This window comes from Pseudomonas sp. BP01 (genome assembly GCF_022760795.1).
In the GTDB taxonomy this organism is placed as follows: Bacteria; Pseudomonadota; Gammaproteobacteria; order Pseudomonadales; family Pseudomonadaceae; genus Aquipseudomonas; species Aquipseudomonas putida_Q.
This window is the reverse complement of sequence record NZ_JAFBKA010000002.1, coordinates 59,640-77,996: the sequence shown is the minus strand read 5'-3', so window position 1 is coordinate 77,996 and position 18,357 is coordinate 59,640. Positions and strand designations below refer to the sequence as shown.

At 62.7% G+C, this 18,357-nt stretch carries 16 protein-coding genes; 11 read left to right on the top strand and 5 right to left on the bottom strand.

What is annotated here, in order from left to right; all coding sequences use genetic code 11:
• Window positions 1–101: 101 nt before the first annotated feature.
• Window positions 102–2,528: a TonB-dependent siderophore receptor gene (locus JOY50_RS02465; RefSeq protein WP_132839983.1), complete on the top strand. Its 2,427-nt coding sequence runs from the start codon at window positions 102–104 to the stop codon at window positions 2,526–2,528.
• Between the two features lie 315 nt (window positions 2,529–2,843).
• Here JOY50_RS02465 and JOY50_RS02460 read toward each other — a convergent pair whose 3' ends face one another.
• On the bottom strand, window positions 2,844–4,010 hold the full coding sequence (locus JOY50_RS02460) for a PLP-dependent aminotransferase family protein (RefSeq protein WP_132839980.1): 1,167 nt from the start codon (window positions 4,008–4,010) through the stop codon (window positions 2,844–2,846).
• Between the two features lie 80 nt (window positions 4,011–4,090).
• Between JOY50_RS02460 and JOY50_RS02455 the strand changes: the two genes are divergently transcribed.
• The gene (locus tag JOY50_RS02455; protein WP_132839978.1) at window positions 4,091–4,534 is read left to right on the top strand and encodes a MarR family winged helix-turn-helix transcriptional regulator; all 444 of its coding nucleotides are present in this window, start codon (window positions 4,091–4,093) and stop codon (window positions 4,532–4,534) included.
• Between the two features lie 72 nt (window positions 4,535–4,606).
• Here the strand turns inward: JOY50_RS02455 and JOY50_RS02450 are convergent, their stop codons facing one another.
• Window positions 4,607–5,575, bottom strand: a complete 969-nt coding sequence (locus tag JOY50_RS02450; RefSeq protein WP_132840932.1) for an AraC family transcriptional regulator — start codon at window positions 5,573–5,575, stop codon at window positions 4,607–4,609.
• Between the two features lie 101 nt (window positions 5,576–5,676).
• On the opposite strand from JOY50_RS02450, the gene JOY50_RS02445 reads away from it, so the two are divergent.
• Window positions 5,677–6,924 carry an MFS transporter gene (locus JOY50_RS02445; RefSeq protein ID WP_243054700.1) on the top strand — a complete coding sequence of 416 codons (1,248 nt, stop codon included), beginning with the start codon at window positions 5,677–5,679 and terminating at the stop codon, window positions 6,922–6,924.
• A gap of 4 nt (window positions 6,925–6,928) precedes the next feature.
• On the opposite strand, the gene JOY50_RS02440 is transcribed toward JOY50_RS02445, so the two are convergent.
• Complete coding sequence (locus JOY50_RS02440; RefSeq protein WP_132839974.1) at window positions 6,929–7,210, bottom strand: hypothetical protein; 282 nt, start codon at window positions 7,208–7,210, stop codon at window positions 6,929–6,931.
• A gap of 336 nt (window positions 7,211–7,546) precedes the next feature.
• Window positions 7,547–8,416 (bottom strand): 4-hydroxy-tetrahydrodipicolinate synthase, encoded by an 870-nt coding sequence (gene dapA, locus JOY50_RS02435; RefSeq protein ID WP_132839972.1) that lies wholly within the window; start codon window positions 8,414–8,416, stop codon window positions 7,547–7,549.
• A 362-nt stretch (window positions 8,417–8,778) separates the two neighbouring features.
• Between dapA and JOY50_RS02430 the strand changes: the two genes are divergently transcribed.
• Window positions 8,779–10,632 (top strand): ABC transporter ATP-binding protein, encoded by a 1,854-nt coding sequence (locus JOY50_RS02430; RefSeq protein WP_132839970.1) that lies wholly within the window; start codon window positions 8,779–8,781, stop codon window positions 10,630–10,632.
• Between the two features lie 85 nt (window positions 10,633–10,717).
• Here the strand turns inward: JOY50_RS02430 and JOY50_RS02425 are convergent, their stop codons facing one another.
• A complete protein-coding gene (locus tag JOY50_RS02425; protein ID WP_132839968.1) occupies window positions 10,718–11,545 on the bottom strand; it encodes an IclR family transcriptional regulator in 828 nt (275 codons plus the stop codon).
• Between the two features lie 249 nt (window positions 11,546–11,794).
• Here JOY50_RS02425 and JOY50_RS02420 point away from each other — a divergent pair, with 249 nt between their 5' ends.
• From JOY50_RS02420 to JOY50_RS02390, 7 genes are read left to right on the top strand one after another with little or no spacing between them, the layout of a single operon-like run.
• A complete protein-coding gene (locus JOY50_RS02420) occupies window positions 11,795–12,814 on the top strand; it encodes an ABC transporter ATP-binding protein (protein ID WP_132839965.1) in 1,020 nt (339 codons plus the stop codon).
• On the top strand, window positions 12,811–13,680 hold the full coding sequence (locus JOY50_RS02415) for an ABC transporter permease (protein ID WP_049275572.1): 870 nt from the start codon (window positions 12,811–12,813) through the stop codon (window positions 13,678–13,680). The genes JOY50_RS02420 and JOY50_RS02415 overlap by 4 nt, the downstream gene beginning before the upstream one ends.
• A gap of 4 nt (window positions 13,681–13,684) precedes the next feature.
• Window positions 13,685–14,479: an ABC transporter permease gene (locus JOY50_RS02410; protein WP_043201537.1), complete on the top strand. Its 795-nt coding sequence runs from the start codon at window positions 13,685–13,687 to the stop codon at window positions 14,477–14,479.
• Window positions 14,480–14,493: 14 nt separating this feature from the next.
• Complete coding sequence (locus JOY50_RS02405; protein ID WP_043201539.1) at window positions 14,494–14,784, top strand: (2Fe-2S)-binding protein; 291 nt, start codon at window positions 14,494–14,496, stop codon at window positions 14,782–14,784.
• On the top strand, window positions 14,781–16,139 hold the full coding sequence (locus JOY50_RS02400) for an NAD(P)/FAD-dependent oxidoreductase (protein WP_132839962.1): 1,359 nt from the start codon (window positions 14,781–14,783) through the stop codon (window positions 16,137–16,139). Before JOY50_RS02405 ends, JOY50_RS02400 begins: the two co-directional genes overlap by 4 nt.
• A complete protein-coding gene (locus JOY50_RS02395; RefSeq protein WP_132839960.1) occupies window positions 16,136–17,272 on the top strand; it encodes an FAD-binding oxidoreductase in 1,137 nt (378 codons plus the stop codon). Before JOY50_RS02400 ends, JOY50_RS02395 begins: the two co-directional genes overlap by 4 nt.
• Window positions 17,269–18,312: an ABC transporter substrate-binding protein gene (locus tag JOY50_RS02390; protein ID WP_192902498.1), complete on the top strand. Its 1,044-nt coding sequence runs from the start codon at window positions 17,269–17,271 to the stop codon at window positions 18,310–18,312. The genes JOY50_RS02395 and JOY50_RS02390 overlap by 4 nt, the downstream gene beginning before the upstream one ends.
• The last annotated feature ends 45 nt before the right edge of the window (window positions 18,313–18,357 follow it).

The window sequence follows — 18,357 nt, the reverse complement described above, 5'->3', positions numbered from 1 at the left end:
AAAATCTTTGGCAAGGTCCTGTAGGTCGCTTCGTCGTAAAGAGGAAGCGCGAATCATTCACATAAAAGTCGCGCAGCCAACTCTAGGGAAAGGTTGCTGTCATGCTGCATATCTGCGTACGTACCCGCGCACAGTCGTTGCGCCAAGCGGTGGCATTCGCCGCCTTGTTCGGGCTCCTGGCACCGGTCGATGCCCAGGCCAGGGCTTTGGAAAACGCCGCTGTCACCCAGGTCTTCACCATCGCTTCCCAGCCACTGGACAGCGCACTAACCCGCCTGGCCGACCAGGCCGGCTTGCGCATCATTTTCAATTCTGACGAGATAAGCGGAATGCGCAGCGCTGGGCTGCGTGGGGCCTACACGATCAACGAGGCCCTTGAGCAACTGCTCAGAGGCAGTGGTTACGGCTACGAGTACGTGAATGACAAGACGCTGACCTTGCGCAAGATAGCGACGGATTCATCAGCGCTGGAGCTGGGCGCTACCGATGTGAATGCACTTGGGCTGGGGGCGACGACCGAAGGGACTGGCTCCTACACCACTGGCCTCACCAGTACCGCAACCCGGTTGGGGCTTTCGCCGCGAGAGACGCCCCAGTCCGTCAGTGTCGTCACGCGCCAGCAGATGGACGATCAGAACATGCAGTCGCTGGAAGACGTTGCCAAGGCCGCGACGGGCATCAGCACGGTCAAAGGGTTCGGCACAGAGCGCCCGCTGTACTACTCACGCGGGTTCCAGGTCGACGACCTGCAGTTCGATGGCCTGCCGAGCAGTGTCACCGAAAGTTTCTCGATGGACGTCATGTCGGTGAACAACATGGCCATGTACGACCGGGTGGAAATCGTCCGCGGCGCCAACGGCCTGATGCAAGGCGCAGGTAACCCGTCTGCGGCGATCAACATGGTGCGCAAGCGACCCACGCGTGAATACCAGCTCAAGGCGGAAATCGGCGCCGGCTCGTGGGACAACTACCGCACCCAGCTCGATGTCGGCGGCCCGCTGAATGCAGAGGGCACCCTGCGCGGCCGCACGGTGCTGATGTACAACACGAAAAACAGCTACCAGGACTACGCCGGCAAGGACAATCAGCTGTTCTACGCCATCGGCGAAGCCGACCTGAGTGACGCGACCACGGTCGCGCTGGGGGCGTCCTTCCAGCAGGACAACAACAACGGCTACGACTGGGGTGGTTTGCCTACCCACCTGGACGGCAGCTCGTACAACTTCTCGCGCTCGAAGTCGCTCGCCGGAAAGTGGGCCTACCTGGACAAGATCAACCGCAACGTCTTCGCCGATATCAAGCACCGCTTCAACGAGGACTGGAACCTCACCGTCGCCACCAACCTGATCTGGTCCAACGCCGACTTTCTCGCCCAGGTTGGCTATCACACCTACGAGACGGATTCGACGATGCAGTATTGGCCTAACAGCGCCCGTTACGATGACGAGCAGGTCAACCTCGACGCGGCGCTCAACGGCGCATTCACCTTGCTGGGGCGCAAGCATGAAGTGGTGATAGGGACCAACATGCGGCGCGACAGGCTGCAGTACGTCACCGGCTCGGCCAGTGAGAACCCCACCGTCGACATCCTCGACTTCGACACCTCCACGTTCCCCAAGCCGCAGATAGTCGGCAGCCTGACGCCCAGCCGGCATGTGCGCAAGGACAAGGGGGTCTACGTCGCCACGCGCCTCAATCCGTTGGATGATCTGCACGTCATTCTTGGCAGCCGCTTGAGCTGGGTCGACTATGACACCCAAGGCCCGTGGGAAACCGACCGGTTCAAGGAAGATCGCAAGGTCATTCCCTACGGCGGCATCGTCTACGACCTCACGGACAACACCTCGGTCTACGCCAGCTACACCGAGATCTACAAGATGCAAAGCACCTACAGTGTCGACAACAAGTTGCTGGAGCCCACTACCGGCAGCAACTACGAGGTTGGCGTGAAGAGCGAGCTGTTCGATGGCCGTTTGAATACCGCCGTCGCACTGTTCCAGGTGGATCAGACCGGCCTTCCACAGGTAGTGCCCGAGGCCGGGCGCGTGTGCGGGCCGACGCGTGATGCGCGGTGCTACGCCGAGGGTGCCAAGGTGCGCAATCGCGGGTTCGATGCAGAGGTTTCAGGCGAATTGATGCCCGGTTGGAACGCGTCGATTGGCTACACCTACAGCCACCCGAAATACGTGGCCGGCGCCAGCAAGGGCGACACCTATGGCACCGAGAACTCGCCACAGCGCCTGTTCAAGGCCGCCACCACCTATCAACTGCCCGGTGGGTTCGACCAATGGCGAATGGGTGCAAACCTGTATCATCAGAGCAAGCTGTACCTGAATGATATTTCCCAGAGCGCCTACAATCTGGTGGACTTGAACGCCAACTTCCGGATTGACCAGAACTTGAGTGTTCAACTGAACCTCAACAACGTTTTCGACGAAAAGTACTACACCGCGATTTTCAGCCAAGACACTGGCAACTATTACGGCGAACCCCGTAACTTTGCCGTTACGCTGCGCTACGAGAACTAGTCTCCAGTCGCATGCTTCAGAACGCTTTGAATCGCCCCCTCGGCAGATACTGCTAAGGGGCGACGCTTGGCTTTTAGCCGATCTAAACCAACGGCCGCTATGGGGCCAGGCTGTGTGAAAACCCCGAGGCCAATTCGAAGAGCGCGTTCCTATGCGAATTCTGGAAAAGCTTGGCGATTCAACCGACCCAGAATTCACGTACAAGCGCGATTTTTAGGTTGTTTTTTAACCAGCCAGAGCGCCGTCGAAGTTTTCACACAGCCTGGGTCAAAAGCGACCTGTCGTGAATTGCAGATTTCGACCCATTAGCGATCGTCAGGCCGCCTGCTGGATCAGTGCCTGACGCAGGACGTCCGCCAAACGCTTAAGGCCTTCATCCAGCTTGTCGGGAGCTACATGGCTGAAGTTCAGCCTCAGGTGCCCTGGATGTTTGTCAGGCTCTGGGAAGAAGGGCTCTCCGGGCATGAACGCCACATTGGCCGCCAATGCCGGTTCGAGCAATGCCCGGGTATCGATGGGGTGCTTGAGCGTCAGCCAGAAGAACAACCCTCCCTCTGGCATCTGCCACTCGGCCAGGTCGGCGAAGTGCGTCTCCAACGCGGCCTGGAAAGCGTCTCGACGAGCCCGGTAATAGCGGCGTAACGCTTCAAGATGACGCTCAAGCCTTTCTGTTTCCAACCATTGAAGCACCTGCCATTGCCCAACCCGACTGGTGTGCAGGTCCGCCGATTGCTTGAGCCGCAGCAAGTGCGGGAACAGGTCGGGGCTGGCAATCAGATACCCAACTCGCAAGCCGGGCAGCAAGGTCTTGGACACGGTACCGGTATAAATCCAGCTGGTGCTGTTCAGGCGGCTGACAACCGGCATGGCCGCGACGCCGTCGAAACTCAGCTCCCGATACGGCTCATCTTCGATCAATGTGACGTTGAACTCATCGAGAAGCGCCGCGACTTCGTCCCTTTTTCTGTCGCTGTAGCGCAGCCCCGACGGGTTCTGGAACGTTGGAATCAGATAGATGAACGCCGGGCGGTTCTGGCTCAGCAGTTCGCGCAACGACTCCAGATCCGGGCCATCGCGCTCCATCGGCAGCGAAAGGCAGTGCGCACCGAAGAACTGGAAGCTTTGCAACGCAGCCAGATAAGTGGGGGCTTCCAGCAGCACCGGCGTTCCTTTGTCGATATACAGTTTTGATGTCAGGTCCAGAGCCTGCTGCGAGCCGCTGAGAATCAGTACTTGGCTAGCCTCGCACTTGATTCCCAACGCCCGGGCTTCCCTGGCCAGCGCCTCACGCAACATCGGCTCACCCTCGCTCATCCCGTACTGGCCCATGCTGGTGGGCATTTCAGCCCAGTCCACAGAGGGCAGCATCTCCTCAGCCGGCAGGCCCCCTGCAAAAGACATCATCCCTGGGCGCTGCGCGGCGGCCAGAATTTCACGAATCAAAGAGCTTTTAAGGCGCGAAACACGTTCAGAAAATGCCATGGATCACCTCTGGCCAAGCGCGAACAATATAGGTCAAACTCCTTTACCTAAAGTAGAACGCTCGTCGAGAATAAGTCAACATGATTGACCTAAAAAACCAGGAAGCACAGCAACAGGCCATGGAAGCGTTTTTCTTTGGCTATCAGGCGTTCACCACCAAGGCCGACGAGATGCTTGAGCGCCGGGGCTTGGGCCGTGTGCATCAGAGGATCGTTTTTTTCATAGCCCGGCACCCGCACCTCAGCGTCAAAGAGCTGCTGGCCCTGCTCGGCGTGACCAAGCAGGCGCTGAACATACCGCTACGGCAATTGGCAGAGATGGGATTAGTGGACAGCGCGGCATCGCACACCGACAAACGGATGCGTTTGCTTCAGCTGACCAAAGAAGGCTCGCGACTTGAACAAATGCTGCGACGTGAACAAGTAAAGCTGCTTGAACGGGCATTCGGTGAGGCCGGAGAGGCGGCGGTAGCGGGATGGCTGGCTGTTAATGCGGCATTGGGCAAGATACAGCATCCAACGTGAACCCGGATGCACGGAACATGCGCATAATGCCAAAGCCGCCCATTATGGCCCTTCCACTAATAGCACTCAGCTTCAGATGGCTGCCGACTGCCGCAACCTCCGACTCAACCCAGGCGTCTTACCCGTAACACGCTTGAACGCCCGACTGAACGCCGCCTGAGACGTATAGCCCAAACGCTGCGCGACCTCTTCAATAGGCAACCTTTCCAGCGTCAACCACTGGCTGGCAAGCCGCATTCGCACTTCGGTTACGTAGCGCAGCGGGGTCATGCCAATCGTCACTTGAAAACGCTCCGCAAAGACCGAGCGGGACGTATTGCATTGCTCCGCCAACTGCTCGACGGTCCAGTCGCGGCCCGGTTGTTGATGCAGCGCCAAAAGTGCACCTGCCAGCCGCGGATCGCGCAGGGCCGCAACCAGGCCGGAGGCGTTACCGCAGGCGCACTCGACCCAACCTCGAACGACCATGGCGGCGACCACGTCGGCCAATCGCGCGAGGATGCCGGCGAAACCGACGCGTGCGGCGCTGACTTCGCGCTCCATGGTGGTGAGAATAGGCACCAGCCCGGGGTACCGCTGGCCGCCTGCATCAATCAGCATCAGGCCCGGCATCAGCTTGCCAAGGCCATGGAGGCTGCCTAATTCGAACTCCATGCATCCACTAAAAAAAAGCGTGGTCGGCATGGGGCCGGCATCGGTCCCGGTATTCACCGCGCTGACGGCGTCGCCGAGAGGCTCGCCGTCCAGAAGGTCAATTTCCTGCACGGGCACGTGCGTATGCGAGAGCAATTGATGGGCCGCACCATGGGAGATGAAGACGGCGTTACCGGCGGACAGCGCATAGGTTGTCCCGTCTTCCATGCGCAGCACCGCGTTGCCGACCGCCAGGAAGTGGAACCAGGCATGCCCGGGTTTGGCAGCGAAGCCCAAGCCGAAGGCCGGGCCCGCTTGGATACGCCGGTAGTCGACACCGCGCAGGCGCATGCCGCGCAACAGCTCGTTGATGAGATCGGAAGAGAGGGCAAATGGGTCTTTCGGCATTATCCAGGTGTTTTGGTCAAAAAATTGAGTTTTTAGATCATAGATCATCCAAATTCTCGCGCCTAGACTACGGGTCAATTGAAGATTGGGAGATCCGTGCAATGACTGACCTTGTATGCAATGCCGTACCCGACAGCCGTCCCGGCGCCGGGCCGGATGCAGAACCTGCAACCCCCGCGTGGATGGCCGTATTCTCGTTGGCCATGGACGTGTTTGGCTTGCTGACCGCTGAGTACCTTCCGGCCAGCCTGTTGACGCCGATGGCGACCGAGTTGGGGGTATCCGAAGCGCTGGCTGGCCAAGCGGTAACGGTGACAGCCGTGGTGGCGCTGTTCGCCGGCCTGTTGGTGCCAGGCCTGACTCGCAGTATCGATCGCCGCTGGGTGTTGCTGGGTTTTTCCACGTTGATGATCGCTTCCAATCTGTTGGTTGCCGTTGCCTCCAGTTTCACGGTGCTGTTGTTGATGCGTATCTTGCTGGGCATCGCGCTTGGCGGGTTTTGGAGCATGGCGGCGGCGGTGGCGATGCGTTTGGTGCCGGGGGCTTTGTTGCCCAGAGCGCTCTCGATCATTTTCAGTGGCATCGCCATCGGGACGGTGGTTGCGGTCCCGCTGGGCAGTTATCTGGGTGGGCTATATGGCTGGCGCAGCGCGTTCTTTGCAGCGACGGCGGTGGGTGTGGTGACCCTGGCTTTCCAGGCACTCACGCTGCCGAGCCTTGCGCCGCGTCGGCCGGCACGCCTGCGCACGGTGCTTGAGGTGTTGCAGCGTCCAGGGATTGCTATGGGGATGTTCGGTTGTGTGCTGGTGCACAGCGGCCACTTCGCGATGTTCACCTATATTCGGCCATTCCTCGAAGGTACGACCGGCATTGGCCCGCAGGGGCTGTCGCTGATGTTGCTGGGTTTTGGTGTGGCGAACTTTGTCGGCACATTGGTGGCCGGGTGGATGCTTACTCGTCACCCGTTGGCCACCCTGGTGTTGATGCCCGCGCTGGTGGGCGTTGCGGCACTGGCGCTGGTCCTGTTGCCGGCGTCGGTGCCAGGGCAGGCCTTACTGCTGGCGGTCTGGGGCCTGGCCTTTGGGGGTGTGCCGGTGGCGTGGTCGAACTGGGTCGCCAGCGCGGTCCCTGACCAGGCGGAAAGCGCCGGGGGCATGGTGGTAGCGTCTGTACAGTCGGCCATCGCCACAGGCGCAGCCGCTGGTGGGGCAATGTTCAGCCTCGGTGGCAGCGCAGGCGTATTCATGGCAGCGGCCGTGCTGATGCTGCTGGCCGCGTTGCTTATTGCACTGCGTGTGCAAGTTCCTTCGGTAGATGGCGCTTTGCTGAACGGGTCCGCCCTCCATTGAGAACTTAGCTCTCCAAGCGGCTTTTCAGGCGCAGGCCCTTGGCTTGCCCCAACGGCTGGTGCAGCGAGTCTAGCTCGGTCAACAGCGCGTTCAGGGAAAACGGCTCGGTGGCCGGTTGCGACTCGCCACTGGTAAACACTTCGCGCAGGCCGGTGAACAGGGCGCTGATTTCCCGCCCGGACACTTCGATATCGTGGAAGATCTCCATCAGGCGTTCATGCTGGCCCTGTTCGGCCATACGCTCGCCGACGTACGCCAGGGAGGCAATCGAGGCCAAGGGTTGCATGGTGTCGTGGTAGGCAGCACAAGCTCGCCTGTGGGGCAATGACGCGGTCGAGCAGAAACCGCAGATCGCCCAGGTACAGGCCAAACAACAGCAGCAACAAGCCCACCCACTAACGGCAGTAAGCAAAGACTTCTGATAGTAAAAACTGCCCAGCATTATTGGGGCTGCTTTGCAGCCCTTCGCGGGCTTGCCCGCAAAGCGTAATTGCGCACCGAGCGCACAACCTGTGGGAGCGGGCGAGCCCGCGAAGGGCCGCAACGCGGCCCCAATTGCTTAACTGACTGGTATCAGGCTGATGCCTGGCTTTTTCGTGGGAGCCAAAGGCTGGGCCATCGCCTACAGGGCATCGGGTAGCGCCAGCACAGCCAGCAGTTTGTCTCTGGTCGTTTGAGTGCAAGGCTGCATCGGCTCGCGCAGCTCGTCAGTCATCAAGCCCTGTAACTGCAATGCCGCCTTGACCACGGCCGGGTTGGGCTCGGCAAAGGCCATCCTGATCCAGGGCAGCAACTGGTAGAACGTGCCACGCGCAGCCGCCCAGTCGCCGCTATCCACCTGCCGCAGCATCCGCACGTAAAGGTGCGTATGCACATGGGCCGAAGCCGAAATGGCCCCTGCACCGCCCAGGCACAGGTTGTTGAATATCTGCAGGTCTTCACCGGCCAGCACTTGGGCATGACCGTCCTGGATCAAGGCCATGGTGGTTTCGCTGTCGCCGCTGCAGTCCTTGACTGCCGCGATACGGGGGTGGCGCACGATCCGGCGCAAGGTTTCGCGCTCGATGCGCACGCCGGTGCGATAAGGGATGTCGTATACGATCAACGGCACGCTGGCGGCATCCGCTACGGTATTGAAGAAGGCCTCTATGCCGGCCTGCGAAGGGCGGATGTAGCAAGGCGCCGGTACCAGAAGCCCAGCAATGTCACGCCGCTGGATTTCGGCCTGGAAGGCCAGCAACTCACGCAGATTGTAACCCGACAGGCCCATCACCACCTGGCCTGGCGCCACCCAGGCCAGCACGGCATCCAGCACAGCCAGCTGCTCGGCCTTGGACAGTGCCGCCGCCTCACCCGTGGTACCGCACACCACAAAACCGGCCACGCCGTCTTCGAGCCGCTTCTTCACCAGCTTTTCCAGTGCGGCGAAGTCCACTTCATTGGCGCGCATGGGCGTGACAAGGGCAATCCAGATACCACGGAAATTCGACATGCAAAAACTCCTGATGTTGACCGAAAGTCAGCGTCAGCGGGTGAGGAGTCGAAGTGGTCTGGCAGGGATACCTGGCGCCTTCTGTCTCGTCAGCCCACCTGACGAGACAGCGCGCCTCGGTCAGATGAGCGGCTGTTTCTTGGATTTCTTGGCAACGGCAACGCACGCCTCTGCCTGGGCAATGAAGCCCGAAGCGGAAATGGCGTGGTTGGACATGGACATGCTGGTAAACCCGTTGCGTAGGTATGGCTGGATAATGGTGGGGCGGCGGACCAGATGTCAACCTTCTGTAGCGCAGGTAGAGCATGCCGATGTGCGGTAAGGTTACCTGTCAGGCAGATGCTGATTTTCCGGAGACACGCATGCTTCGCATTTTTGAACGTTGGCTAGACCCCTTCCCCCCTGACGAAGTACCGCCGCCACCAGTTGGCCTGCTGCGCTTCATGTGGGCCTGCACCCGAGGCGCCCGCGGCTACATTCTTGCCTTGGCGCTGCTCAGTGCCGGGGTGTCGATTTACGAAGCCTGGCTGTTTGCCTTTCTCGGCCAGGTGGTCGACCTGCTCTCGGCCTGGCAGGCCGGTGGCGCCGCAAGTACACAGGAAAGCCACGTGCTGTGGGGGATTGGCCTCGTTCTGGTGACCAGCATCGGGCTGGTGGCGCTGCGCACCCTGGTGCAGCATCAAGTGTTGGCAATCAATCTGCCGTTGCGCCTGCGCTGGGACTTCCATCGCCTGATGCTGCGCCAGAGCCTGTCGTTCTTCTCCGACGAATTCTCTGGCCGGGTTACCACCAAGGTGATGCAAACAGCGCTGGCGGTGCGCGAGGTCTTGTTCACGCTCATCGAAATCCTGCCCGGCATCGGCGTGTACTTTATTGCAATCATCGCCCTGGCCGGCGGCTTTGCGCTGAAGCTGATGCTGCCGTTCATTGCCTGGCTCGTGCTGTTCGGGTTGGCCATGCTGTATTTCGTGCCCCGCCTGGGCAAGGTTGGGCAAGAACAGGCCAACGCACGGTCGTCGATGACCGGGCGAATCTCCGACGCCTACACCAACATCACCACGGTAAAGCTGTTTTCGCACTCCAAACGCGAAGCGCACTTCGCCCGCGCGGCCATGGAGGACTTCAAGCAAACCGGCTTTCGCCAGATGCGGCTGGTGAGCCAGTTCGAAATCGTCAACCAGGCACTGGTAGTGGGCTTGATCTTTGGTGCAGGCGGCTATGCGTTGTGGCTGTGGCACCAAGGCCAGGTTGGCACCGGGGCGGTCGCGGCCATTACCGCCATGGCCCTGCGTATCAATGGCATGTCGCACTGGATCATGTGGCAGATGACCTCGCTGTTCGAGAACATCGGCACCGTGCAGGACGGTATAGCCACCCTCACCCGCGGCCCCAAGGTACAGGATGCACCGGGTGCCACCGAATTGGTCACCCGCGGCGGCGCGGTCAGCTTCGACAAGGTCAGCTTCAACTACAACGGCGAGCGCCAGGTGCTCAACGACTTGAGCCTGCACATTCACCCTGGCGAAAAGGTCGGGCTGGTCGGCCGCTCCGGCGCTGGCAAGTCCACCTTGATCAACCTGTTGCTGCGCTTCTATGACGTGGACAGTGGCGAAATCCGCATCGATGGGCAGAACGTCGCCAAGGTCACGCAAGACAGCCTGCGCAGCGCCATCGGCATGGTCACCCAGGATACCTCGCTGTTGCACCGCTCGATTCGGGATAACATCGCCTATGGGCGCCCGGACGCAACCGACGCACAAATCCGCGCCGCTGCGGCCAATGCCCAGGCCGATGGTTTCATCAGCCAGCTCAGCGACCGCCAGGGCCACAACGGTTACGACACTCTGGTGGGCGAGCGCGGTATCAAGCTGTCTGGCGGCCAGCGCCAGCGCATCGCCATTGCCCGGGTAATGCTGAAGAACGCACCGATCCTGCTGCTGGACGAAGCCACCAGTGCGCTGGACTCGGAAGTGGAAGTGGCCATTCAGGAAAGCCTGGACGAAATGATGCAGGGCAAGACCGTCATCGCCATCGCCCACCGGCTGTCGACGATTGCCGCCATGGACCGCCTGATCGTGATGGATGAGGGGCGCATCATCGAGCAAGGTACACACGCCGAACTGCTGGCGAAGAATGGTACTTATGCCCTGTTGTGGCAGCACCAAAGTGGTGGGTTCCTGGGTGAAGACCAGGGCGTGGCCGAGGCGGTTGAATAGGTTCACCTGAATCTGACACGGGCATTGTGGGAGTGACCTTGCCGGGGCGCTCCCACAGAAATCGCGCCTACCTGAATCTGGTACTTCAGCCAAACACATGCGAGGGCCGACGCAGCACCGGGTCGAACGGGTTGACCCGTTCGCCAATCGCCGCCGCCTCGCGCTTGAGCAATGCCACCACGGTCGGCATGCGGTTGGGCCCCAGGCGGTCGCTGATGGTCGCCACGCTCAACGCTGCCACCGCATGGCCGTTCCGGTCCAGGATCGGCACTGCCAGGCCGGCCATGCCGTCGAGCACTCCGGTGTTGCGCCCGGCGTAGCCGAGGTTGCGCACGTTGTCGATTTCGGCACGCAGCAACACTTCGTCGTAATGGTGAAAGTCCTTCAACCGCGGCAGGTTGTAGCGGATCACCTCGTCCCGCTCCTCCTCAGGCAGGAAGGCCAGGATCGCCAGGCTGCCCTGCCCCACGCCCAACGCCACGCGGCCGCCGATGTCGCCGGTAAAGGTACGGATCGGGTACGGCCCTTCGCTGCGGTCCAGGCACACGGCATCGAACCCCGAGCGCGCCAGCAGAAACAGCGAATCGCCCAGCGAAGCCGACAACCGCAGCAGGCTGGGGCGCACCACATCGCGCAGGTTGCCCGCCTGCCCGGCCTTGGCCGCCAGGGCAAAGAAATCCAGGCTCAGGCGATAACGCTTGCTGGTGGCGCACTGGTCGACCATGCCCTCCTCGATCAGGCTACGCAACAGCCGATGGGTGGTGGGCTGCGCCAGGCCAACCCGCAGCGCCAGCTGGCTGACCTTCTCGCCCTCCCCCCCGCAATCACCTAGCGCGCGCAGCACGGCGAACAAACGCGACACTGCGCTTACGCCAACTTCCTTGGCGTGTTCATTTCGTTTATCGGAATCCATTTTTCGTTAAACCCATAGGAATTTCATTGAGTGGAATAATTTCAAAATAGCTGTCACTCAGTGAAATTACCCTTTGTCGCCATCCTAATCATTGCCCTACTCTCCGGTCCATAGGGCGATATCACAACATCGGCCGCCGCCATAGAAGCGAGCGCCAACGTCCGTAAAAGCATTGCTTTTCGCCGCTGGCGCTCTGCCCACCCTGAAACTGCCGGGTTACCCCGGTTCCGTTTGCGATGGAGCACAGCCATGACCTTTCTGTTGATCGACAAGCTTTGCAAGCGCTATGGCGCTACTGAGGCAGTGGCCAGTTCGTCACTGGCCATCGAAAAAGGCGAGTTTGTCTCCCTGCTCGGCCCTTCTGGCTGCGGCAAGACCACCACCCTGCAGATGATTGCTGGCTTCGTCGAGGTCACCAGTGGCCGCATCGTCCTCGACGGCCGCGACATCACCCACGCCAAGCCGGCCAGCCGGGGCCTGGGCGTGGTGTTCCAGAGCTACGCGCTGTTCCCGCACATGACCGTGCGCGACAACGTTGCCTTCGGCCTGCGCATGCGCAAGGTGGCCAACGCCGAGATCGCTCGGCGCGTCGACCAGGCGTTGGCGTTGGTACGCCTGGACAAGCACGCCGAACGTTACCCGCGTGAACTGTCCGGCGGCCAACGCCAGCGTGTAGCCCTGGCCCGCGCACTGGTGATCGAACCGCCGGTGCTGCTGCTGGACGAGCCGCTGTCCAACCTGGACGCACACCTGCGCGAAGAGATGCAGTTCGAGATCTGCCGTATCCAGAACGAAGTAGGCATCACCACCCTGATGGTCACCCACGACCAGGCCGAAGCCCTGTCGATCAGCGACCGGGTGGTGGTGATGGAAGCCGGGCGCATCACCCAGATCGATGACCCTTATCGCCTCTACGAGCACCCTGGCACGCCGTTCATTTCCGACTTTGTCGGCAAGGCCAACCGCCTGCATGGCGTCACCGGCCCCGGCGGGTTACCGCAGGCAGCCGCCCAGGGCCCGCTGACCCTCAGCCTGCGCCCGGAAAAGATCAGCCTTGGTGCAGCCGGCAGCGGCAAGCTGGCAGGCCGCGTCAGCTGCCGTTACTTCCTTGGCAGCCAGTGGCTGTACCGCGTCGATACCGCCTTGGGCAACCTGGCGGTGGTCCGCGCCAACGATGGCAGCGCGCCGCTGGACGAAGGTACCCAGGTCGGCCTGGACTGGAACGATACCCTGCTGCGGGTGCTGAACACGGCCGAGGTGGCCGCATGAGTACGGCAAAACTGCGCAGCAACAGCTGGGGCTACGGCCTTAGCAGCCCGGCCCTGCTGTTGTTCCTGGCGTTGCTGGTGATGCCGCTGGGGCTGACTGTGCTGTTGTCGTTCAACGCGTTCGACTACACCAGTGGTATCCAGGCCGGCCAGTACACCTTCAGCCATTACCTGAGCCTGGTGACCGACACCTATTACTACGAGATCTTTTTCCGCACCTTCTGGATCAGTGCCCTGGTCACCTTGTTGTGTGTGCTGATCGGCATCCCCGAAGCCATGGTCCTCAGCCGCATGGGCGCGCCGTGGCGCTCGATCTTCCTGATCCTGGTGCTGACCCCGCTGCTGATTTCGGTGGTGGTGCGCGCCTTCGGCTGGAGCCTGCTGCTGGGGTCTGACGGCCTGATCAACCAAGGCATCAGCGCCCTCGGCGGGCAGCCGGTGAAGCTGCTGTACACCCCGTTTGCGGTGATCATCGGCCTGGTCCACGTGATGCTGCCGTTCATGATCATCCCGGTGTGGACCTCGCTGCAAAAGCTTGACCCGGCCGCCGAACAGGCCGCGCTGTCGCTGGGCGCCAGCCAGTGGACGGTATTCCGCCGCATCGTGCTGCCACAGATCATGCCCGGTGTGCTGTCGGGCACGCTGATCGTGTTCGGCCTGGCCGCCAGCTCGTTCGCCATCCCGGGCCTTCTGGGCGGGCGGCGGCTGAAGATGGTCGCCACCATGATCTACGACCAGTACCTGGCGGAACTGAACTGGCCCATGGGCGCCACCATCGCCGTCGCCCTGCTGCTGATCAACCTGCTGGTGATGCTCAGCTGGAACCGGCTGGTCGAACGCCGCTACAAACGCGCACTTGGAGTGTGAACCGATGACCCGTAACGGCCCGCTGGCCCTGTCCTTTCATGCCTTGGTGATGCTGTTCATGCTCGCCCCATTGGTGGTGGTGTGCCTGGTGGCATTCACCCCGGAAAACACCCTGAGCCTGCCCACTGCCGGCTTCTCGCTGCGCTGGTTCAGCGCTGTGTTCGAGCGTGCCGACTTCCTCGACGCGTTTTACAACAGCCTGAAACTCGCCGCCCTGGCGGCCTCGCTGGCTACCCTGATCGCCGTGCCGGCAGGCCTGGCGCTGACCCGCTACAGCTTCCCTGGCCAAGGCTTTGTCAACGGCCTGCTGCTGTCGCCGATCATCATCCCGCACCTGGTGCTGGGTGTGGCCTTGCTGAGGTTGTTCGCCCTGCTTGGGGTCAATGGCAGCTTCACCTGGCTGGTGTTCGCCCACGTGGTGGTCATTACTCCGTACGTGCTGCGCCTGGTACTGGCTGCCGCCATCGGCATCGACCGCAGCGCCGAACAGGCCGCGCAAAGCCTGGGCGCCGGGCGCATCACGCTGTTCTGCAAGGTCACCCTGCCAATGATTCTGCCTGGCGTGGCCGGTGGCTGGCTGCTGGCGTTCATCAACAGCTTCGACGAAGTCACCCTGTCGATCTTCGTCACCTCGCCTGCCACCCAGACCCTGCCGGTGCGCATGTACGTATACGCCACCGAGTCCATTGACCCGATGATGGCAGCCGTCTCGGCGCTGGTGATTGCCGTCACCGCCCTGACCATGATCGCCCTGGACCGCGTGTATGGCCTGGACCGCGTACTGGTGGGCAAGCAATGACAAGGAATGCCCCTATGCCGCTGTTCAAGCGCGTGGCCGAACACGACCGCGAGCCGCTGCCTTTCCTGCTCGATGGCCAACCGGCTCAAGGCATGAACGGCGACACCCTGCTGACCGCCATCCTGACCAACGCCACCCACCTGCGTGGCAGCGACTTCAGCGCCGAACCGCGCGCCGGTTTCTGCCTGATGGGCGCCTGCCAGGACTGCTGGGTACGCCTGCAGGACGGCCGCCGGGTGCGCGCCTGCTCGACCTTTCTTGAACCGGGCCAATGTGTCACCCGCGAACCGGGGCGCCAGCCATGAGTGCAACCGTCATCATCGGCGCAGGCCCCGCCGGCATCCGCGCCGCGCAAACCCTCGTGGCCCATGGCGTGCGCCCAGTGCTGCTGGACGAAGCCAGCCGTGGCGGCGGGCAAATCTACCGCCAGCAGCCGGCCAACTTTCGCCGCTCGGGCAAAGCGTTGTACGGCTTCGAGGCGGGCAAGGCCCAGGCCCTGCACAACACCCTTGAACAGCTGCGCGAGCAGATCGACTACCGCCCGGAAACCTTGGTGTGGAATGCCGAGCAGCAAGTGCTGGACACCTTGCAGCAGGGCCAGTTGGCCGACCGCCTGGCATTCGACCGGGTGATCGTCGCCACTGGCGCTACCGACCGCGTGTTGCCGATCCCCGGCTGGACCTTGCCCGGGGTGTATACCCTGGGCGCGGCGCAGATCGCGCTGAAGTTTCAGGGCTGCGCCATCGGCGAGCGGGTGGTGCTGGCTGGCAGCGGGCCGCTGTTGTACCTGGTGGCCTACCAGTACGCCAAGGCCGGCGCCACTGTCAGCGCAGTGCTCGACACCTCGCCGTTCAGCGCCCAGGTACGCGCCCTGCCGCGCCTGTTGCTGCAGCCGGGCACCTTTGCCAAGGGCCTGTACTACCGCGCCTGGCTCACCCGCAAAGGCGTGCCGGTGCATCAGGGGGTGACCCTGCTGGGCATCGAAGGCGAGCAACGCGCCAGCGCCGTACGCTGGTCGCGCAATGGCCAGCAACATACCTTGCCGTGCGACGCCGTGGCATTCGCCCACGCCCTGCGCAGCGAAACCCAGCTGGCGGACCTGCTGGGCTGCCAGTTTGCCTGGAACACCCTCAACCGCGCCTGGCTACCGGTACGTGACGCCCAGGGCCGCGCCAGCAGCCCCGGTGTGTACCTGGCTGGCGACGGCGCCGGCATCCTCGGTGCCGACGGCGCCGAAATGACCGGTGAACTGGCCGCCCTGACGCTGCTGGCCGACCTCGGCAAACCTGGCAACCCGCAACGCCAGCAACAGCTGGAAAAACGCCTGGCCACCCTGCAGCGCTTTCGCCAGGGCCTGGAACAGGCCTTTCCGTTCCCCGAGCAGTGGGCCCGGCAAGCACCGGACCCGTTGACCGTGTGCCGCTGCGAGCAGGTCAGCGCTGGCGAAATCCGCGCCACGGTGCGCGCCGGGCACTGGGAAATCAACCGGGTCAAAGCCATGTGCCGGGTCGGCATGGGCCGTTGTCAGGGCCGCGTGTGCGGGGCCGCCGCCGCCGAACTGATTGCCTGCGAAAGCGGCCGGCCCATTGACCAGGTCGGGCGCCTGCGTGGCCAGGCACCGGTCAAGCCCCTGCCCTTCGGCCTGGAGATCAAGCCATGAAGCTGATCGAGGTGGACGCCATTGTTGTCGGCGGTGGCATCGTCGGCAGCAGCGCTGCATTGACCCTGGCCCGCGGTGGCAAACAGGTGGCGCTGCTTGAACGTGACTTCTGTGGCTCGCACTCCAGCGGGGTGAACTATGGCGGGGTCCGCCGCCAGGGCCGCTCGCTGGCCCAGCTGCCGTTGTCGATGCGTGCCCATGCCATCTGGGGGCAGTTGCGCGAGTGGATCGGCATCGACGGCGAGTACGCCCGCAGCGGCCATCTGAAGCTGGCGCGCAGCCAAACCGACTTCGACGCCTTGAAGGCTTATGCCCGTCGGACCCAGGCCTTTGACCTGCGCCTGCAACTGCTGGAGCACCGCGAACTGCGCCAGCGCTTCCCTTGGGTGGGCGATATCGCCGTCGGCGCGTCATATTGCCCCGAGGACGGCCATGCCAACCCGCGCCTGGTGTCACCCGCCTTCGCCCAGGCGGCCCGGCACAACGGCGCCCAGTTGCACGAGCAATGCAAAGTGCTGGCGGTAGACCACGACGGCCAGCGCTTCACCGTGCGCACCAGCACAGGCCAGTGCTTCAGGGCACCCTGGCTGCTGAACTGCGCCGGCGCCTGGTCGGCGCAACTGGCCGAGTACTTCGGCGAAGCGGTGCCGTTGACGGCGGCCCACCCGGCCATGCTGGTGACCGAGCCACTGCCGCTGTTCATGACCGCCAGCACCGGGGTCGAAGGCGGCGGTATCTACGCCCGCCAGGTGGCGCGCGGCAACTGCGTGCTGGGCGGTGGGCGCGGCTTCGCCCTGACCCCGACCACCGCCCGCCCGGGGCAAGCCGCAGTGCTCGACATCCTGCGCAATGCCACCGAGCTGTACCCGGCATTGGCGGGCGCCCAGGCGATTCGCACCTGGAGCGGCACCGAAGGCTACCTGCCCGATGACGAACCGGTGATCGGCCCCAGCCTGCGCCAACCCGGCCTGCTGCATGGCTTCGGCTTTGCCGGCGCTGGCTTTCAGATTGGCCCAGCAGCCGGTGAAGCCCTGGCGCAATGCGTCCTTCATGGCGCGCCGGCCATCAGCCTGGCGGCCTTTTCCATCAACCGTTTTCAGCCCAACCACCACTACAAGGAAAACCTGTCATGACGCACAAGCAACGTTTGCTCGCCCTGTTCTGCGCCGTACCTGGCCTGTTCGCCTGCCTGCCCGCCATGGCGCAACCCACGCTATACCTGGGCATGAACGGCGGCACCATGGAGCGGCTGTTCAGCGACAACATCCTGCCCCCGTTCGAGAAGGCCAACGGGGTGAAAGTGGTGATCGTCCCTGGCACCTCGGCCGACATCCTGGCCAAGGTCCAGGCCACGCCGAACAAGCCGTCGATCCACGTGATGGTGCTGGATGACGGCATCATGTATCGCGCCATCGGCATGGGCCTGTGCAGCACCCTCAAGCCCAACCCGACGCTGGCCCAGCTGCCGGAAAAGGCCCTGATCAAGGACAAGGCCGCCGCCGTCAGCCTGGGGGTGACCGGGCTTGCCTACAACAGCCGCCTGTTCAAGGAAAAAGGCTGGGCAACACCCACCTCGTGGAACGACCTGGCCGACCCGCGCTTTAAGGACAAAGTGGTGTTCCAGTCAATGGCGTCGTCCACCTTCGGCTTGCACGGTTTCCTCATGTACAACCGCCTGCACGGTGGCAGCGATACCGACGTCAACCCGGGCTTCACGGCGTGGAAGAAGAACGTTGGCCCGAACGTGCTGGAGTACATCCCCAACTCGGCCAAGCTTTCGGAAATGGTGCAAACCGATGAGGCCGCGTTGTTCCCGCTCACCCCTACCCAGGTGACGGCGCTGAAGCTCAAGGGCATCCCGGTGGAATACGCCGCGCCCAAAGAAGGCGCCGTGGTGCTCAACCAGGCCGAATGCGTCACCGCCAACAACGACCAGCCGGAGCTGGCGCAAAAGCTTGCCGAGTTCCTGCTCAGCCCTGAGGCGCAGGCACCGGCACTGGAGCTGGGTGACCAGATCCCGTCCAACCCCAACACGCCGACCAGCGACAAGACCCGTGGCCAGGTCGAAGCCATGCAGACCTACCTGCAAACTGCCGTGACCATCGACTGGGACCAGGTCAACACCCAGCGCCCGGAATGGAACGCCCGCTGGAATCGCCAGATCGAGCGATAGGCCGAGGCCCTGGCCCGCTGCCGGCCCTCAGGTGCCGGCTAGCGG

Excerpts from the sequence above, each read along its gene's own strand:
- JOY50_RS02390 (WP_192902498.1), top strand. The coding sequence starts at position 17,269 with ATGACGCACAAGCAACGTTTGCTCGCCCTGTTCTGCGCCGTACCTGGC.
- JOY50_RS02450 (WP_132840932.1), bottom strand. The coding sequence starts at position 5,575 with ATGCCGAAAGACCCATTTGCCCTCTCTTCCGATCTCATCAACGAGCTG.
- JOY50_RS02395 (WP_132839960.1), top strand. The coding sequence starts at position 16,136 with ATGAAGCTGATCGAGGTGGACGCCATTGTTGTCGGCGGTGGCATCGTC.
- JOY50_RS02425 (WP_132839968.1), bottom strand. The coding sequence starts at position 11,545 with ATGGATTCCGATAAACGAAATGAACACGCCAAGGAAGTTGGCGTAAGC.
- JOY50_RS02415 (WP_049275572.1), top strand. The coding sequence starts at position 12,811 with ATGAGTACGGCAAAACTGCGCAGCAACAGCTGGGGCTACGGCCTTAGC.
- JOY50_RS02405 (WP_043201539.1), top strand. The coding sequence starts at position 14,494 with ATGCCGCTGTTCAAGCGCGTGGCCGAACACGACCGCGAGCCGCTGCCT.
- JOY50_RS02430 (WP_132839970.1), top strand. The coding sequence starts at position 8,779 with ATGCTTCGCATTTTTGAACGTTGGCTAGACCCCTTCCCCCCTGACGAA.
- JOY50_RS02465 (WP_132839983.1), top strand. The coding sequence starts at position 102 with ATGCTGCATATCTGCGTACGTACCCGCGCACAGTCGTTGCGCCAAGCG.
- JOY50_RS02455 (WP_132839978.1), top strand. The coding sequence starts at position 4,091 with ATGATTGACCTAAAAAACCAGGAAGCACAGCAACAGGCCATGGAAGCG.
- JOY50_RS02420 (WP_132839965.1), top strand. The coding sequence starts at position 11,795 with ATGACCTTTCTGTTGATCGACAAGCTTTGCAAGCGCTATGGCGCTACT.
- dapA (WP_132839972.1), bottom strand. The coding sequence starts at position 8,416 with ATGTCGAATTTCCGTGGTATCTGGATTGCCCTTGTCACGCCCATGCGC.
- JOY50_RS02410 (WP_043201537.1), top strand. The coding sequence starts at position 13,685 with ATGACCCGTAACGGCCCGCTGGCCCTGTCCTTTCATGCCTTGGTGATG.
- JOY50_RS02460 (WP_132839980.1), bottom strand. The coding sequence starts at position 4,010 with ATGGCATTTTCTGAACGTGTTTCGCGCCTTAAAAGCTCTTTGATTCGT.
- JOY50_RS02440 (WP_132839974.1), bottom strand. The coding sequence starts at position 7,210 with ATGCAACCCTTGGCCTCGATTGCCTCCCTGGCGTACGTCGGCGAGCGT.
- JOY50_RS02400 (WP_132839962.1), top strand. The coding sequence starts at position 14,781 with ATGAGTGCAACCGTCATCATCGGCGCAGGCCCCGCCGGCATCCGCGCC.
- JOY50_RS02445 (WP_243054700.1), top strand. The coding sequence starts at position 5,677 with ATGACTGACCTTGTATGCAATGCCGTACCCGACAGCCGTCCCGGCGCC.